11 protein-coding genes are annotated in these 14,691 nt (G+C 69.7%); 3 read left to right on the forward strand and 8 right to left on the reverse strand.

Annotated features, from left to right (window positions below; genetic code table 11):
• Positions 1-616: 616 nt before the first annotated feature.
• Both ACPEH1_RS03345 and ACPEH1_RS03350 read right to left on the reverse strand, forming a co-directional pair.
• Positions 617-1,009: a DUF3037 domain-containing protein gene (locus ACPEH1_RS03345; RefSeq protein WP_017356597.1), complete on the reverse strand. Its 393-nt coding sequence runs from the start codon at positions 1,007-1,009 to the stop codon at positions 617-619.
• The gene (locus tag ACPEH1_RS03350; RefSeq protein WP_017356596.1) at positions 987-1,763 is read right to left on the reverse strand and encodes a HipA family kinase; all 777 of its coding nucleotides are present in this window, start codon (positions 1,761-1,763) and stop codon (positions 987-989) included. Before ACPEH1_RS03350 ends, ACPEH1_RS03345 begins: the two co-directional genes overlap by 23 nt.
• Before the next feature lie 177 nt (positions 1,764-1,940).
• Between ACPEH1_RS03350 and ACPEH1_RS03355 the strand changes: the two genes are divergently transcribed.
• Together ACPEH1_RS03355 and ACPEH1_RS03360 are read left to right on the forward strand one after the other, a co-directional pair.
• Entirely contained in the window at positions 1,941-4,415 is a 2,475-nt protein-coding gene (locus ACPEH1_RS03355) for a prolyl oligopeptidase family serine peptidase (protein ID WP_423715232.1), read from the forward strand.
• Between the two features lie 117 nt (positions 4,416-4,532).
• On the forward strand, positions 4,533-5,336 hold the full coding sequence (locus tag ACPEH1_RS03360; RefSeq protein WP_423715234.1) for an SGNH/GDSL hydrolase family protein: 804 nt from the start codon (positions 4,533-4,535) through the stop codon (positions 5,334-5,336).
• A 252-nt stretch (positions 5,337-5,588) separates the two neighbouring features.
• On the opposite strand, the gene ACPEH1_RS03365 is transcribed toward ACPEH1_RS03360, so the two are convergent.
• Positions 5,589-6,590, reverse strand: a complete 1,002-nt coding sequence (locus ACPEH1_RS03365; protein ID WP_423715236.1) for a hypothetical protein — start codon at positions 6,588-6,590, stop codon at positions 5,589-5,591.
• 112 nt (positions 6,591-6,702) lie between these two features.
• On the opposite strand from ACPEH1_RS03365, the gene ACPEH1_RS03370 reads away from it, so the two are divergent.
• Positions 6,703-7,086, forward strand: a complete 384-nt coding sequence (locus tag ACPEH1_RS03370) for a hypothetical protein (protein ID WP_423715237.1) — start codon at positions 6,703-6,705, stop codon at positions 7,084-7,086.
• Between the two features lie 70 nt (positions 7,087-7,156).
• Here the strand turns inward: ACPEH1_RS03370 and ACPEH1_RS03375 are convergent, their stop codons facing one another.
• From ACPEH1_RS03375 to hutI, 5 genes are all read right to left on the reverse strand, one after another.
• The gene (locus ACPEH1_RS03375) at positions 7,157-9,265 is read right to left on the reverse strand and encodes a TonB-dependent receptor family protein (RefSeq protein ID WP_423715239.1); all 2,109 of its coding nucleotides are present in this window, start codon (positions 9,263-9,265) and stop codon (positions 7,157-7,159) included.
• 141 nt (positions 9,266-9,406) lie between these two features.
• On the reverse strand, positions 9,407-11,071 hold the full coding sequence (hutU, locus tag ACPEH1_RS03380) for a urocanate hydratase (protein WP_153165321.1): 1,665 nt from the start codon (positions 11,069-11,071) through the stop codon (positions 9,407-9,409).
• Positions 11,068-11,922, reverse strand: coding sequence for an N-formylglutamate deformylase (gene hutG, locus ACPEH1_RS03385; protein WP_017357335.1), 855 nt, complete (start codon positions 11,920-11,922; stop codon positions 11,068-11,070). The genes hutU and hutG overlap by 4 nt, the downstream gene beginning before the upstream one ends.
• Positions 11,919-13,460, reverse strand: a complete 1,542-nt coding sequence (gene hutH / locus ACPEH1_RS03390; protein WP_262072364.1) for a histidine ammonia-lyase — start codon at positions 13,458-13,460, stop codon at positions 11,919-11,921. The genes hutG and hutH overlap by 4 nt, the downstream gene beginning before the upstream one ends.
• Before the next feature lie 23 nt (positions 13,461-13,483).
• The gene (gene hutI, locus ACPEH1_RS03395; protein ID WP_026070981.1) at positions 13,484-14,683 is read right to left on the reverse strand and encodes an imidazolonepropionase; all 1,200 of its coding nucleotides are present in this window, start codon (positions 14,681-14,683) and stop codon (positions 13,484-13,486) included.
• Positions 14,684-14,691 lie beyond the last annotated feature (8 nt).

Below are 14,691 nucleotides of genomic sequence, written 5' to 3' on the forward strand. Positions count from 1 at the left end.
GCGCGCGGGTGGCCTTGGTAGCGCCGGGCTCTGCCCGGCGGGTGTCAGGTGTGCATGTGCCTGACGAAGGGCAGCCGGGTAGAACCCGGCTCTACGGGTGCGCGTGCGTGGCCTTGGTAGCGCCGGGCTCTGCCCGGCGGGTGTCAGGTGTGCATGTGCCTGACGAAGGGCAGCCGGGTAGAACCCGGCTCTACGTGATGCGCGCGGGTGGCCTTGGTAGCGCCGGGCTCTGCCCGGCGGGTGTCAGGTGTGCATGTGCCTGACGAAGGGCAGCCGGGTAGAACCCGGCTCTACGTGATGCGCGCGCGTGGCCTTGGTGACGCCGGGCTCTGCCCGGCGGGTGTCAGGTGTGCATGTGCCTGACGAAGAGCAGCCGGGTAGAACCCGGCTCTACGGGTGCGCGCGCGTGGCCTTGGTGACGCCGGGCTCTGCCCGGCGGGTGTCAGGTGTGCATGTGCCTGACGAAGAGCAGCCGGGTAGAACCCGGCTCTACGGGTGCGCGCGGGTGGCCTTGGTAGCGCCGGGCTCTGCCCGGCGGGTGTCAGGTGTGCATGTGCCTGACGAAGAGCAGCCGGGTAGAACCCGGCTCCACGGGTGCGCGCGTTTGCGCGTTGCGTTACTGCGGTACCCGCACCATCCGGGTCATCAGGTGCTCCACCACGTTCTCCGGGTGCGCGGTCCGGCCCACGTGGGTGCTGGACATCTGGACCACCGAACTGCGCTTGGCGGTCAGGAAATGGAAGCGCGCGCGTGCCGGAAGCCGGGCGATGGGACCGGCGTTGGCGTCGCCACGGCAGATCGCCACGATGGCGTCCAGCCACGGTTGCAGCGCGTCCCTGTCCAGGCCGGGCGCGAACGCCTGCATCCGCGCCGCATCGATTTCGATCGCCGCTTCCAGGTGCTTCGCACCGGGGCACGACACGATCACGCCGACGTTGATGAACTCCTCGCGCTCCACCCGCGGTACCACGCGGATGACGGCGTAGTCATACGTGTGCAGTGTGGGCACGGACGGCCTCCTGGACGAAGGCGGCGCGCATGCGCAGGCGATGGGTGAGGTAATCGATATACGCCTGGCGATACGCCGCCGGGCTGTCGAACGCGGGTTCGTCGACCAGCCAGCTGTCCGGCACCAGGCCGACGATGCGTTCGATTTCCGCGTCGGGCAGCAGCGCGGCCAGCGCGGCGTCGATCGCGTCGATCTGCGTGGCAAACGGCAGCAGCACGTGGTCCCGGATCAGCATGAAGGGTTTCACGCAGGCATCCCCGGCGGTGGCCCAGTCATGGTGGAAGTACATCGCCGCGCCGTGGTCGATCAGGTACAGCTGCCGGTGCCATACCATCAGATTGGGGTTGCGCGCGGTGCGGTCCACGTTGCTGGTGAATGCGTCGAACCACACGATGCGCGAGGCGAGGTCGGCATCCACCGCCATCGCTGCCGGGTCGTAGTTGAGCGCGCCGGGCAGATAGTCGCTGCCCAGGTTCAGGCCTTCGCTGGCTCGGATCAGGTCCTGGATCTCCGGGTCCGGCTCGGTGCGGGCAAACTCGCGATCCAGCTCGACGAACACGATCTCCGGAATCGGCAGGCGCAACGTGCGGGCCAGCTCACCGGCGATCAGCTCGGCGATCAACGCTTTCGGCCCCTGGCCGGCACCCCGGAACTTGAGCACCACCATGCCGTCGTCGTCGGTTTCGACCACGGCGGGCAGCGAGCCACCCTCGCGGAGCGGGGTGATGTAGCGGAGGGCGTGAACAGTGCGCACGGCGGCATCGGCAGGGAATGTGCGCGCATCTTACCGTGACGGTGCGCGGCCGGCCGGACGCGCACCGCGTTGCCGCATCGGGCGACTAGCCCTTCCGGCCCATTCCCGGCCCGCGCGGCGGTGCTAGATTCGGGATATCGCCCCTGCACGGGCACCCAACACCACAAGGGGTAAAGGATGCTGATCCGTCGTACCGCTCTTGCCGCGGCCGTCGCCACGGCCGCGTTCGGCCTGCTGGCCGCCGGCCCGGCCTTCGCCGACTATGCCAAACCGCCGGAACACCTGCTCAAGGTGCTCAAGGCGCCGCCGCCGCCGATGCCCAGCGTGGACCCCACCGGCCAGCGTCTGCTGCTGACCACCGCGCAGACCTACCCGTCGATCAGCCGTGTCGCGCAGCCGTACCTGAAGCTGGCGGGTGTGCGCCTGGAGCCGAAGAACCGCAGCCGCCACGACACCCAGGGCGGTTATGGCATCCCGGCCTGTGTGGCCGATTTCACGCTGGTGGATATCGACAGCCGCAGGCACACGCCGGTGGCGCTGCCACAGGGCTGTGCCGGCAACGCGCAATGGTCGGCCGACGGCCAGCGCTTCGTGTTCCAGAACGCGGTGGATACCTCGGTGCAGCTGTGGGTGGGAGATGCCGCGACCGGACAGGTCAAGCAGATCCCGGGTGTACAGCTCAATCCGATCTTCGGCTACACCGTGCAGTGGCTCGGCGGCAGCCAGAACCTGCTGGTCAAGCTGGTGCCGGCCAACCAGGGGGCAGCGCCGTCCAATGAGGATGGCGCGGCCGGCCCGGACATCCAGGAATCGCTCGGCGCCAAGGGTGAGAGCAGCACTTACGAATCGCGCGACACGCTGACCAGCGTGCATGACGAAAAGCTGTTCGCCTACTACGGCCAGTCGCAGCTGGCAGTGGTGGATGCCAAGGCCGGCAGCGTGCGTCCGATTGGCGCGCCGGCGCTGTACAACGATGTCACGGCTGCGCCGGATGGCGTGCACGTGCTCACCGAGACGCTGAAGGCGCCGTTCTCGCACGCGGTCACCTACCAGCGCTTCGCCAATGACGTGGCCGTGCTGGACCTGGGCAGCGGCCGCAGCACGCCGGTGGCCAGCCTGCCGCTGGCCGATCGCGTGCCGGTGCACGGCGTGCCGGAAGGCCCGCGCGACTTCGACTGGCGCTCCACCGATCCGGCCACGCTGGTGTATGCCGAAGCGCTGGACAAGGGCGACTGGAAGGTCAGCGTGCCCCACCGTGACCGCGTACTGATGCTCAAGGCGCCGTTCACCGGGACGCCGGTGGAGATCGCGCGTACCGCGCAGCGCTTCGAAGGCATCGCCTGGAGCGCGGACCCGGCCGTGTCGTTCCTGTACGAGAACGACGAGAATCGCCATTGGCGCCAGACCCGCATTGTCGATGTGGACCGTCCCGGGCAGGAAGGGCGGCTGCTCTGGGATCTGTCCAGCGATGAGCTTTACGGCGACCCGGGCAACCTGGTGTTCACGCGTCTGCCCAACGGGGCCAGCGTGGTGCGCCAGGATGGCAACCACGTGTTCCTGCGCGGGCAGGGCGCCTCGCCGCAGGGCGACCGTCCGTTCCTGGACCGCCTGGACCTGGGCTCGCTGAAGAGCGAACGCCTGTTCCGCAGCGCTGCCGATGCCTACGAGCAGGTCCTCGGTTTTGCCGGCACCACCGGCCGCGTCCTGACCTGGCACCAGTCGGTGACCGACGCGCCGAACGCGTTCATCCGCACCCTGGGTGAGCGCGATGCAGCCGCTGCCAAGGGCGAGGCGGCGTTCGCGTCCACCCCGGCCGCGCTGACCCAGCTGACCGATCCGACGCCGGAGGTGCGCAAGATCCAGAAGCGCCTGGTGACCTACAAGCGCGCCGATGGCGTGGACCTGTCGTTCACCCTGTACACGCCGCCGGGTTACAAGGAAGGCCAGCGCGTGCCGGCGATCCTGTACGCGTACCCGGCCGATTTCGCCAACGCCGCGCAGGCCGGCCAGGTGTCCGGCTCGCAGCAGACCTTCACCCGTCTGGCACCGTACCGCCTGATGCTGCTGGCCGGCTACGCGATCATCGACAATGCCTCGTTCCCGATCGTCGGCGATCCGAAGACCGCCTACGACACCTACCTGGAACAGCTGGAAGCCGATGCCAGGGCCGCGGTGGACAAGGCCGTGGACATGGGGGTGGTGGACCGCAACCGGATCGGCGTCACCGGGCACAGCCACGGCGGCCTGATGACCGCCAACCTGATCGCGCACACCGACCTGTTCAAGGCCGGCGTGGCGACCAGCGGCTCGTACAACAAGACGTTCACGCCGTTCGGCTTCCAGAACGAGCGCCGGTCGGTGTGGCAGGCGCAGGACGTGTATCTGAAGGCGTCGCCGTTCTTCTACGCGGACAGGATCAAGCTGCCGCTGCTGCTGGTCCACGGTGAGGACGATGCCAATCCGGGCACCGAGCCGTTCCAGTCGCGCAAGCTGTTCCAGGCGATCCGCGGCAACGGCGGCACCACCCGCCTGGTGATGCTGCCGCATGAGCCGCACTGGTACACCGCACTGGAATCCAACGAGCAACTGGTATCGGAAATGCTCAACTGGTTCGACACCTATGTGAAAAACGCACCGGCCGCCAAGCACTGACGGCGCGCTGACGCACGCGACGGCCGCATCCCGCGGGGTGCGGCCGTCTGCGTCTGGGCGCGATGCAGGGGCAACCGGCGGTAGACTTGCCGTTCGCATCGAACCGGAGCAACCGCCATGCCGCAGTCGGCACACACCGTGGCCCTGACCGCCGCCCTTGCCCTGCTCGGGGCGCCGCTGTCCGGCTGTGCGGCCGCGGATGCGCCGCCGATCGGCGCGCCGGCGGTCAATCCGCTGTACGTGACGCCTGCGGAAGCGCTCACGCCGGACCAGGTCCGCTACCTCCAGCAGCAACTGCGCGACTGGCCGCAACTGGAGCGTTATCGCGCGGAAAACGCGGCGCTGCCGGTGGCGCAGGCGGGGCAGCCGCGTGTGGTGTTCTTCGGTGATTCCATCACCGAGGGCTGGGGGCCCACCGGCAGCGGCACGTTCTTCCCAGGCAAGGGCTACGTCAACCGCGGCATTTCCGGGCAGACCACCGCGCAGATGCTGCTGCGGTTCCGCCAGGACGTGATCGCCCTGCAACCGGCGGTCGTGGTGATCCTGGCCGGCACCAACGACATCGCCGGCAATACCGGCCCGGCCACCCAGGCGATGATCGAAGACAACCTGCATGCCATGCGCGAGCTGGCGCAGGCGCATGGCATTGGTGTCGTGCTGGCCTCGGTGCTGCCGGTCAGCGAGTATCCGTGGCAGCCCGGCGTGCATCCGGCACCGAAGGTGCGGGCGCTCAACGCCGCCCTGCAGCGCTATGCGCGCGACCAGGGCGTTGTGTATCTGGATTACTACCGCGCGCTGGCCAATGCCGACGGTGGGCTCGATCCTGTCCTGGCCACCGATGGCGTGCACCCCACGCCGGCCGGGTATGCGCGCATGGCGCCGCTGGCCGAGCAGGCCATCGCCGAGGCGCTGGGGCGATAACGGCGCGCGTGGTTGCCGCAGGCGGCCGCGTTTCCAGCGGCCACGTACAGAAACCGATCACCGCGTGTCTGCCCCGCTGTCCCGCGACACCCGCCAGCACCGGCGTGGCCCGTTCAACGTCAACCGCCGGGGCGAAGGACATCTGCGGGTGACTGCTCGCCGAGGCAGTGGATGCCACGCTGCCGACCAGCACACGGGGCGGCGGAGACGTCTGTGCGCGCCATGCCGCAGGTGCCGGCCCCACGTATCCGCTCAGGCCAGCGGCAGCGTCGCCTCGGCGCGGGTGAGGCGGTCGTGCAGGTCGCGCACCGCCTCGGCCCGGGCATCGGTGCGGTTGGCTTCGCCGAGCGTGCGCAGGTAACGGCAGGCAGCGAATGCCGCCGCACGGCGCTCGTACTCGGCGATCCAGGCCAGCCGGTCGGGCAACTGTGCCTGTGCCGGCGTCCACGCCGCCGACGCCGGACGCACATGGCGGCCGATGCCGATCCGCCACGGTTTGGGCGTCAGGCGTGCACGGAAGCAGCGCTGCAGCGCACACATCCGCGCATACAGCGGGTCGCCGCGCAGCGCGCCGAAGAACCCGGCAACCGCCGGGTCGTCCGGCAGGAACGTGGCGTGCATCGCCAGCACGCGCAGCCCGGCTGGCGTGCGATACACGCGCAGGTGCCAGTCCGGGTGCTGCCGGGCGAAAGCCTCCACCCGCGCCATCGCCCGGGCCTCCACGCCGCCCGCGTTGGCGAACGCGCGGCGCTTGATGGCCGCCACCACGGCGTTGGCGACGATCACCACCAGCGTGGCCACCACCACTGCCGGGATGGCCCGTCCGAGGCCGGGCACGCCCTGCCACGCGGCGCCCACGGCCATCGCCACGCCCGCCCAGAGCAGCAGGGCACCTTTCAGGTCCAGTGCGAATCCGCCGGGGGGCGATTCAAAGTCCACATCCCCGAACAGCACGTCCGGGGTGTTCAGGCACAGCGCGCCATAGCTGTTGCGCGTGACGACCACATCGCCGTGGCGCGACACGATCTGCTCGCGGATCGGTACGCCTTCCAGTCCATAAGGGGTGCGTCGCTCCTGCCGGGGGAGGTCGTTGCCGGCCAGGATCGCCGCGAGCGCCTCGCGGGCGCGCACGTCGGCATGCGCCTGCGCGGCGGCCTCGCTGTCGTCGGACCAGCCCATGCGGGTCACGGTGATGCTGCGGCGCTGCTGCTTGAGCTGCAGGCGGGCTTCGGCCCAGTAGTCGGGAACGATCACGTGCGTCCTTGCCGGCAATGTCGAACGGAGCGGCGAGTGTCGCATGCCACGCGCGCGCCGCAGATGGCGCGGTGCTTGTTGGCACGCGGCTGCTCTTCTAAGATCCGCTGGCATGCGCCCTGAACCGCCCGAGATCCCCCGCTTCCGTCCCTCGATCGCCCTGGCTGGCAGGGTCTGGGCGCTGCTGGGAACCGCCAGCGCAACGGTGACGGCGGTCGCTGTGACCGTGATCCGCGCCTGGGTATACCCGGCGTTTTCCGACGCGTTCCAGTCGATCGGCGTTGTGCCGCCCTTGGTCACGCGGGCGTTTGCCAGCGCCGCGCCGCTGGTGTGGCTCGCCCCGCTTGTGCTGGGCGCGATGTGGGCCTTCGGTCCACGCAAACCGGGCTGGCACCTCCTGATCGGCCTGATCGGCATCTGCACCGTGTTCATCGCCGCGCCCGTGACCATCTTTGCCCTGTACCTGCCGATGATGGCGGTCAACGCGGCCATCTGACCGGCAGCGGCGGGCGGGTGCGGCGCGCAGTGCGCCGCAGGCGATCCGCCGCGGGTGATCCACGCCGCGCTCAGTCGAAGCGCCAGCGCAGCCCGGCATACACGCCGCGTCCGTCGCCAGGCGTGGAGCGCGCCACGTCCTTGCCTGCGTCGTTGTAGCCGGGCGTGACCGTGGCGGCGTAGTGGCGGTCGGCCAGGTTGCGCAGTTCGGCCCAGGCCTGCCAGCGGCCGCTGGGCGCGTCGAAGCCCACGCGGCTGCCGAAGATGAGGTGGCTGTCGGCGCTGAAGGTGTTGGCGTAGTCCACGAACATCCGCGAGGCGTATTCGGTGTTCAGCGCAGCATAGAAGCCGGTGGGATGTGCATAGCGCAGTTCGGCCTGGTAGTAATGGCGCGGCAGGCCCGGCAGGCGGTTGTCGCCGAAGCGGGCGTCGTGGCGGTAGCGGAAATCGCTGAAGGTGTAGGCCTGGCGCAGCGACAGCGTGCCGTCGCTGCCGTGCCACAGCGCGCTGTCCAGCGCAGCTTCGATGCCGCGGTGCACGGTGGGGCTGGCGTTGTTCTCGGCCACGAACAGGTTCGGTACCGGCTGCACTTCCACGCTCAGCAGTTCGTGCAGCACGTGCGCGTAGTAGCCGGTGAGCTCCCATCGGCCGAGTGCGCTTTCGCCGCGCGCGCCCAGCTCCATCGTGGTCGCGGTCTGGTTGTCCAGCGGCAGCGGGGCGCGCTGGCGGCCGGTGGAGGCGCCGCTGCCCGGCCCGAAATACTGGTTGGAGCCCCAGATCATCGACCACGGATGCGCCGGTTCCACCGACCGGCTCAGGTTGCCGAACCACTGCGTCGCCGGCGTCTGCTGCCAGGTGACGCCCAGGCGTGGCGCGTAATCCCAGCTGCGCTCGTTGAGACGCCCGGGGGTGGAGGGCCACGTCACCTGCACGTCGCGACGGGTCTGGATCAGGGCCAGCCCGGTCTGCAGGCGCAGGGTGTCGGTGAGGACGAGATCGTTGGCCACGTGCAGCGTGCTGTCGGTGCCGTGGTGGGAGAAGTCGCGCGTGTGGGTGCCGGCGGGATAGCCGTTGCTGGCAAAGCGCAGCGTTTCGCGCACATCGGCATCCAGATCGTGGGCGATGCGCAGGCCCACCGTGGTCACGCTGTCGCGGCCGAGCAGGCGATGCCGGTGACGGTAGTCCACGGTCGCATTGAGGTTGGTGTAGTCCAGCTGCTGGCGGTACAGGCTTTCGTTCAGGTCCATCGGGTAGTGGTGGTACACCAGCCCGGCCTGCAGCGACGATGCGTCATCGATCTGCCAGGTGGTCATGTTGCCGATCCAGGTGCTGCCCGGCTGCGGGCGCTGCGCGTCGATGGCCACGTTGGCCGGATTGGCCGCGCGCGGATCGTTGCGGATCTGGTCGCGGGTGAGGCGCCCCGGCGTTTCGTGATTGGTCTCGCGGTAGCGCACGAAGAAGCGCGTTTCCAGAGTTGGGGTGATCTGCCAGCCGAGGTTGGCCATCGCGCCCTTGCCGTCGCCGCGGGCATGGCGCTGGTAGCCGTCGAATTCGGTATCGGTGTAGGCGAGGTAGTAGTCGACTGCGCCGCTGACGCCGCCGTACCCCACGCTGCGTTTCTGGTAGCCGCGGCTGCCGGCGTCGTACTGCAGGTCCAGCCCGGCCGAATCGCGACCGCGGCGGCTGACGTAGTTGATCGCCCCGCCCAGCGCCAGCGCGCCGCGTTCGATGCCGTTGGCACCGCGCAGTACGTCGACGCGGCTCAGCCACAGCGGCTCCAGCAGTTCGTACGGGGTACCGCCCGGGCCGGTCAGCGGCAGGCCGTCGAGCGAGACTGCGATGCCGGAGGCATGCGCGCCGGGGCCGCGGTTGATGCCCGAGCCACGGATGGACACCCGGGTGCCTTCGTTGCCCGGCGACTGGGCACTGATGCCGGGCTGGTAGGCCAGTACATCGGCGCTGCTGGCGAGGCGGCGGTCGGCGTTGGCCACGTCGATGACGTTGCCGGCGCCGGGAACGCGCTTGAGCGCGGCGCGGGCCTGGTCGGTCTCGCTGGCGGCGGTCACGTTGACCGCGTCCAGCGTGGTGGCCTGCGGGGCGGCGTGGGCGGCGCTGGCAGCAAAGCTGACGAGCAGGGCGGTGGCGAGCAGGGACGGGGTGGGGCGGGGGGAAACAGTCATGCGTGCGGGATCGGATGGTAGCGACCGGCCGCGCGCGAGCGCGCAACCCTGTCAACTGCGAATGGGGTGCGCAAGTTAACAGGGTGGGCGGAAAACGTCATCTCCCCCGGGGCGGTGCGGACCGCTGGTCCGCACGCGCTTTCAGAGAATCCCGGGCAGATCCAACCCCTTCTCCTTCGCGCAGTCCAGCGCGATTTCATACCCGGCATCGGCGTGGCGCATCACGCCCGTGGCCGGGTCGTTCCACAGCACCCGTGCGATGCGCTTGGCGGCCGCCTCGGTGCCATCGCAGACGATCACCATGCCGGCGTGCTGCGAGAAGCCCATGCCGACGCCGCCGCCGTGGTGCAGTGACACCCAGGTGGCACCGCTGGCCGTGTTGAGCAGGGCATTGAGCAACGGCCAGTCGGAGACCGCGTCGGAGCCGTCGCGCATCGCTTCGGTTTCGCGGTTCGGCGAGGCGACGCTGCCGCTGTCCAGATGATCGCGGCCGATCACCACCGGGGCCTTCAGCTCGCCGTTGGCGACCATCTCGTTGAAGGCCAGGCCCAACCGGTCGCGGTCGCCCAGGCCAACCCAGCAGATGCGCGCCGGCAGGCCCTGGAATCTGATCTTCTCGGCGGCCATGTCCAGCCAGCGGTGCAGGTGCGGATTGTCCGGAATCAGTTCCTTGACCTTGGCATCGGTCCTGGCGATGTCCTCCGGGTCGCCGCTCAGCGCGGCCCAGCGGAACGGGCCGATGCCGCGGCAGAACAGCGGGCGGATGTAGGCGGGAACGAAACCGGGGAAGTCGAACGCGTTCTCCACGCCTTCTTCCAGCGCCATCTGGCGCAGGTTGTTGCCGTAATCCACGGTCGGCACGCCCAGCGCGTGGAACGCGAGCATGGCGCGGATATGGTTGGCCATCGAGGCGCGTGCGGCCTTTTCCACGGTCTTGGGCGCGCTCACGCGCTTGTCGTCCCATTCCTCCACGGTCCAGTCCTGCGGCAGGTAGCCGTTGACCGGGTCGTGCGCGGAGGTCTGGTCAGTGAGCAGGTCCGGCTTGACACCGCGCACCAGCAGTTCGTCCAGCACGTCGGCGACATTGCCGAGCAGCCCGACCGACAGCGGCTTCTTCGCGGTGCACGATGCTTCGATCAGGCGCAGCGCTTCGTCCAGGTTGTCGGTCCAGGTGTCCAGGTAGCCGGTGCGCAGGCGCATGTCGATGCTGCTCTTGCGGCACTCCACCGCCAGGCACGAGGCGCCGGCCATTACCGCGGCGAGGGGCTGTGCGCCGCCCATGCCGCCCAGCCCGCCGGTGAACAGCCACTTGCCGGCCAGGCTGCCGTTGTAATGCTGGCGGCCCATTTCCACGAACGTCTCGTAGGTGCCCTGCACGATGCCCTGCGCGCCGATGTAGATCCAGCTGCCGGCCGTCATCTGGCCGTACATCGCCAGCCCCTTCCTGTCGAGCTCGTTGAAGTGGTCCCAGTTGGCCCAGCGCGGCACCAGGTTGGAGTTGGCGATCAGCACGCGCGGCGCATCGGCATGGGTGCGGAACACACCCACCGGCTTGCCGGACTGCACCAGCAGGGTCTGGTCGTCGTCCATGCGCGTGAGTGTGTCGACGATGGCGTCGAAACTCTCCCAGTCGCGCGCGGCACGGCCGATGCCGCCGTACACCACCAGTTCCTGCGGGCGCTCGGCCACGTCCGGATGGAGGTTGTTCATGAGCATGCGCAGCGGCGCTTCGGTCAGCCAGCTTTTCGCGGTGAGGGTGGTGCCGGTGGGCGCGGTGATGGTGCGGGACGGGTCGTTGCGGGTCATGCGGCGCTCCGGTTGGTCGCGAAGTCAAGGCAGGCCGTCAGCACCTGCGCCAGGGTGCGGCGCAGGTGTGCGGCGTGGTCGGGGTCGAGCGGAGTGGGCCAGCTGTGCTCGTCCAGCTGGTCCGGGGCCGGCTCGGACATGTAGCCACGGCAGGCCAGTTCCATCTGCAGGCTGTGCACGCCGCCGGGGATGTCGCTGTAGTGGCGGGTGATCCAGCCGCCTTTGAAGCGGCCGTTGCGCACCTGCGGCATGCCGCTGATGCGGCACAGGTTCTCCACGACGTCGCTGAGCGCGTTGTCGCAGGACGTATCCGGTGCGCCGGAGGGGCCGGCGGTGCCGAGGTTGAACTGCGGCAGCTCGCCATCGAACAGGTGCGGGATGCGCGAGCGGATCGAATGCGCGTCGTACACCACGACGGTGCCGTGGCGCTGGCGCAGGCGTGCGATCTGCGCGGCGAGCGCGTCGTGGTATGGCGCGAAGTAGGTGTCGCGGCGGCGCGCGATCTCCGCCTCGTCCGGTGCCATGCCCGGGCGATACAGCGGCTGGTTGTCGAAGGTGGTCAGCGGGCACAGTCCGGTGGTGTTCTGCCCCGGGTACAGCGATACGCCGCTGGGATCGCGGTTGAGATCGATCACCGAGCGCGAGATGGCCGAGCGCACCGTGGTGGCGCCCATGCCGCGGGCGAACTCGTACAGGTCGTGCACCCACCAGTCGGCATCGCGGCGGGCCAGCCACGGCGAGACGAAGCGGCTGGCCAGGTCCTCGGGCAGGTCGCTGCCGGTGTGCGGGAAGCTGACAATCAGCGGTGCGTCACCTTCATGCACCTGCAGCCAGTCGGGCCGGGTGTTCATGCCAGCGGCTCCACCTGCGGCAGCACGTCGGCCAGCCCTTCGGCCAGCGCGCCGCTGCGCACCAGGGTGGTGGCGGCCACCATGTCCGGGTGGAAGTAGCGGTCGTCCTGCAGGGTCGGCACCTGCGCACGCAGGCGCGCGCGCACGCCTTCCAGCGCGGTGCTGGAACGCAGCGGGGCGTGGAAGTCGCAGCCCTGCGCGGCGGCCAGCAGCTCGATGCCCACCACGTTGGCCGCGTTCTCGGCCATCGCCAGCAGGCGCCGGGCGCCGTGCGCGGCCATCGACACGTGGTCTTCCTGGTTGGCCGAGGTGGGAATCGAGTCGACGCTGGCCGGGTAGGCACGCTGCTTGTTTTCCGACACCAGCGCGGCGGCGGTGACCTGCGGAATCATGAAGCCGGAGTTGAGGCCGGGCTTGGGGGTCAGGAAAGCGGGCAGGCCGGACAATGCCGGATCAACCAGCATCGCGGTGCGGCGCTCGCTGATCGAGCCGATCTCGCAGACCGCCATCGCCAGCATGTCGGCGGCGAAGGCCACCGGCTCGGCGTGGAAATTGCCGCCGGACAGCGCTTCGCCGGTGTCGGTGAACACCAGCGGGTTGTCGGACACGCCGTTGGCTTCGATCGCCAGGGTGGTGGCAGCCTGGCGCATTACGTCGTAGGCCGCGCCCATCACCTGCGGCTGGCAACGCAGGCAGTACGGGTCCTGCACGCGCACATCGTTGTCGCGGTGCGATTCGCGGATCGTCGAACCCTGCATCAGGGTGCGCAGCGCGGCGGCGGTGGCAATCTGGCCATGCTGCCCGCGCAGGGTATGGATGCGCGGATCGAACGGCGTATCCGAGCCCTTGGCCGCTTCCACCGACAATGCTCCGGTGACCAGGGCGGCCTGGAAGACGGTGGTGATCGCGAACAGGCCGGCCAGCGCGTAGGCAGTGGAGTACTGGGTGCCGTTGAGCAGGGCCAGGCCTTCCTTGGGGCCCAGCACCAGTGGCGCCAGCCCGAAGCGGGCCAGCGCATCGGCGGCGGGCAGGCGCTCGCCGGCGACAAAGGCTTCGCCGACGCCGATCATCACGCTGGCCAGGTGCGACAGCGGTGCCAGGTCGCCGGACGCGCCCACCGAGCCCTGGCACGGAATCACCGGCACGATGTCGTGCTGGAGGAACGCTTCCAGCAAGGCCAGGGTCTGCGGGCGGATGCCCGACGCGCCCTGCGCCAGGCTGGTCAGTTTCAGCGCCATCATCAGGCGTACCACGGGCGCAGGCATCGGCTCGCCAACGCCGGCCGCGTGCGAGAGCACGATGTTGCGCTGGAGGGTTTCCAGGTCATCGCGCTCGATGCGCACGCTGGCCAGCTTGCCGAAGCCGGTGTTGATGCCGTACACCGGCTCGCCCTTGGCCACGATCGCCGCCACGGTCTGGGCGCTGCGCAGCACGGCCCCGGCCGAAGCCGGGTCCAGGCGCACCCGCGCCCCGTCGTGGATCGCGCGCCATTGCGCCAGCGTCACGGCGCCGGGGTGCAGGGTCAGGGTAGTGCTCATGAAATCTCCAGACATCACAGAAGTCAGACGGATACGCCGCGCATCACGCGCGCGTGCAGCGGGTTGAAGCCCATGCGGTACACCAGGTCGGCGGGTGCATCGATGTCCCACAGGGCCAGATTGCAGTCCAGGCCGACCGCCAGGCGGCCGATGCGGTCGGCGCGGCCAAGGGCGCGCGCGGCCTCCCGGGTGAAGCCCACGATGCACTCCTCCACGGTCATGCGGAACAGCGTGGCGGCCATGTTCATCGCCAGCAGCGGGCTGGTGAGCGGTGACGTGCCGGGGTTGGAATCGGTGGCCAGCGCCAGCGGCACGCCGGCCGCACGCAGGGCGGCGATCGGGGGCAGGGTGGTATCGCGGGTGAAATAGAACGCACCCGGCAGCAGCACCGCCACGGTGCCGGCGGCGGCCATCGCGGCGATGCCGTCGGCGTCGAGGTGTTCGATGTGGTCGGCCGACAGCGCACCATGACGGGCGGCCAGTGCAGCCCCGTGCTGGTTGCTGAGCTGTTCGGCGTGGATCTTGATCGCCATCCCGTGGCGCTTGGCTGCCAGGAATACCTGTTCGGCCTGTTCGGCGCTGAAGGCGATGGTCTCGCAGAACACATCCACTGCCTCGGCCAGGCCCTCGGCGGCGATGGCGGGAATCATCGTCCCGCACACCTCGTCGATGTAGGCCTGCGCCGTGCTTCCCGGCGGAATGGCGTGGGCGCCGAGGAAAGTCGGCACGATCTCGACCGCGCGCCGCTGCCCCAGGGTGCGGGCCACGCGCAGCTGCTTGCTTTCGTCGGCGAGGGTGAGGCCGTAGCCGGATTTGATCTCCAGCGTGGTGATGCCTTCGGCGAGCATCGCGTCCAGCCGGGGCAGACTCGCGGCGATGAGCGCGTCGTCGGTGGCGGCGCGGGTGGCGCGTACGGTGGACACGATGCCGCCGCCGGCGCGCGCGATGTCGGCGTAGCTCACGCCTTGCAGACGCTGCTCGAACTCGCCGGCGCGGTTGCCGGCGTAGACCAGGTGGGTATGGCAGTCGATCAGCCCCGGGCTGATCCAGCGGCCGCCGCAGTCGATGCGCCGGGCCGGTTGCAGGTGCGCCTCCGAGCCGGCCGGGCCGACGTGCACGATGCGACCGTCGGTGGCGGCGATCACGCCGTTCCCGATCACCGCCAGGCCGGGGCCGTCGACGGTGATGAGGTGGGCGTTGTACCAGAGGGTGTCACAGTGCATGGCAGCAA

The sequence above is a fragment of the Stenotrophomonas sp. NPDC077421 genome (assembly GCF_049545505.1).
Classification (GTDB): Bacteria; Pseudomonadota; Gammaproteobacteria; order Xanthomonadales; family Xanthomonadaceae; genus Stenotrophomonas; species Stenotrophomonas nematodicola.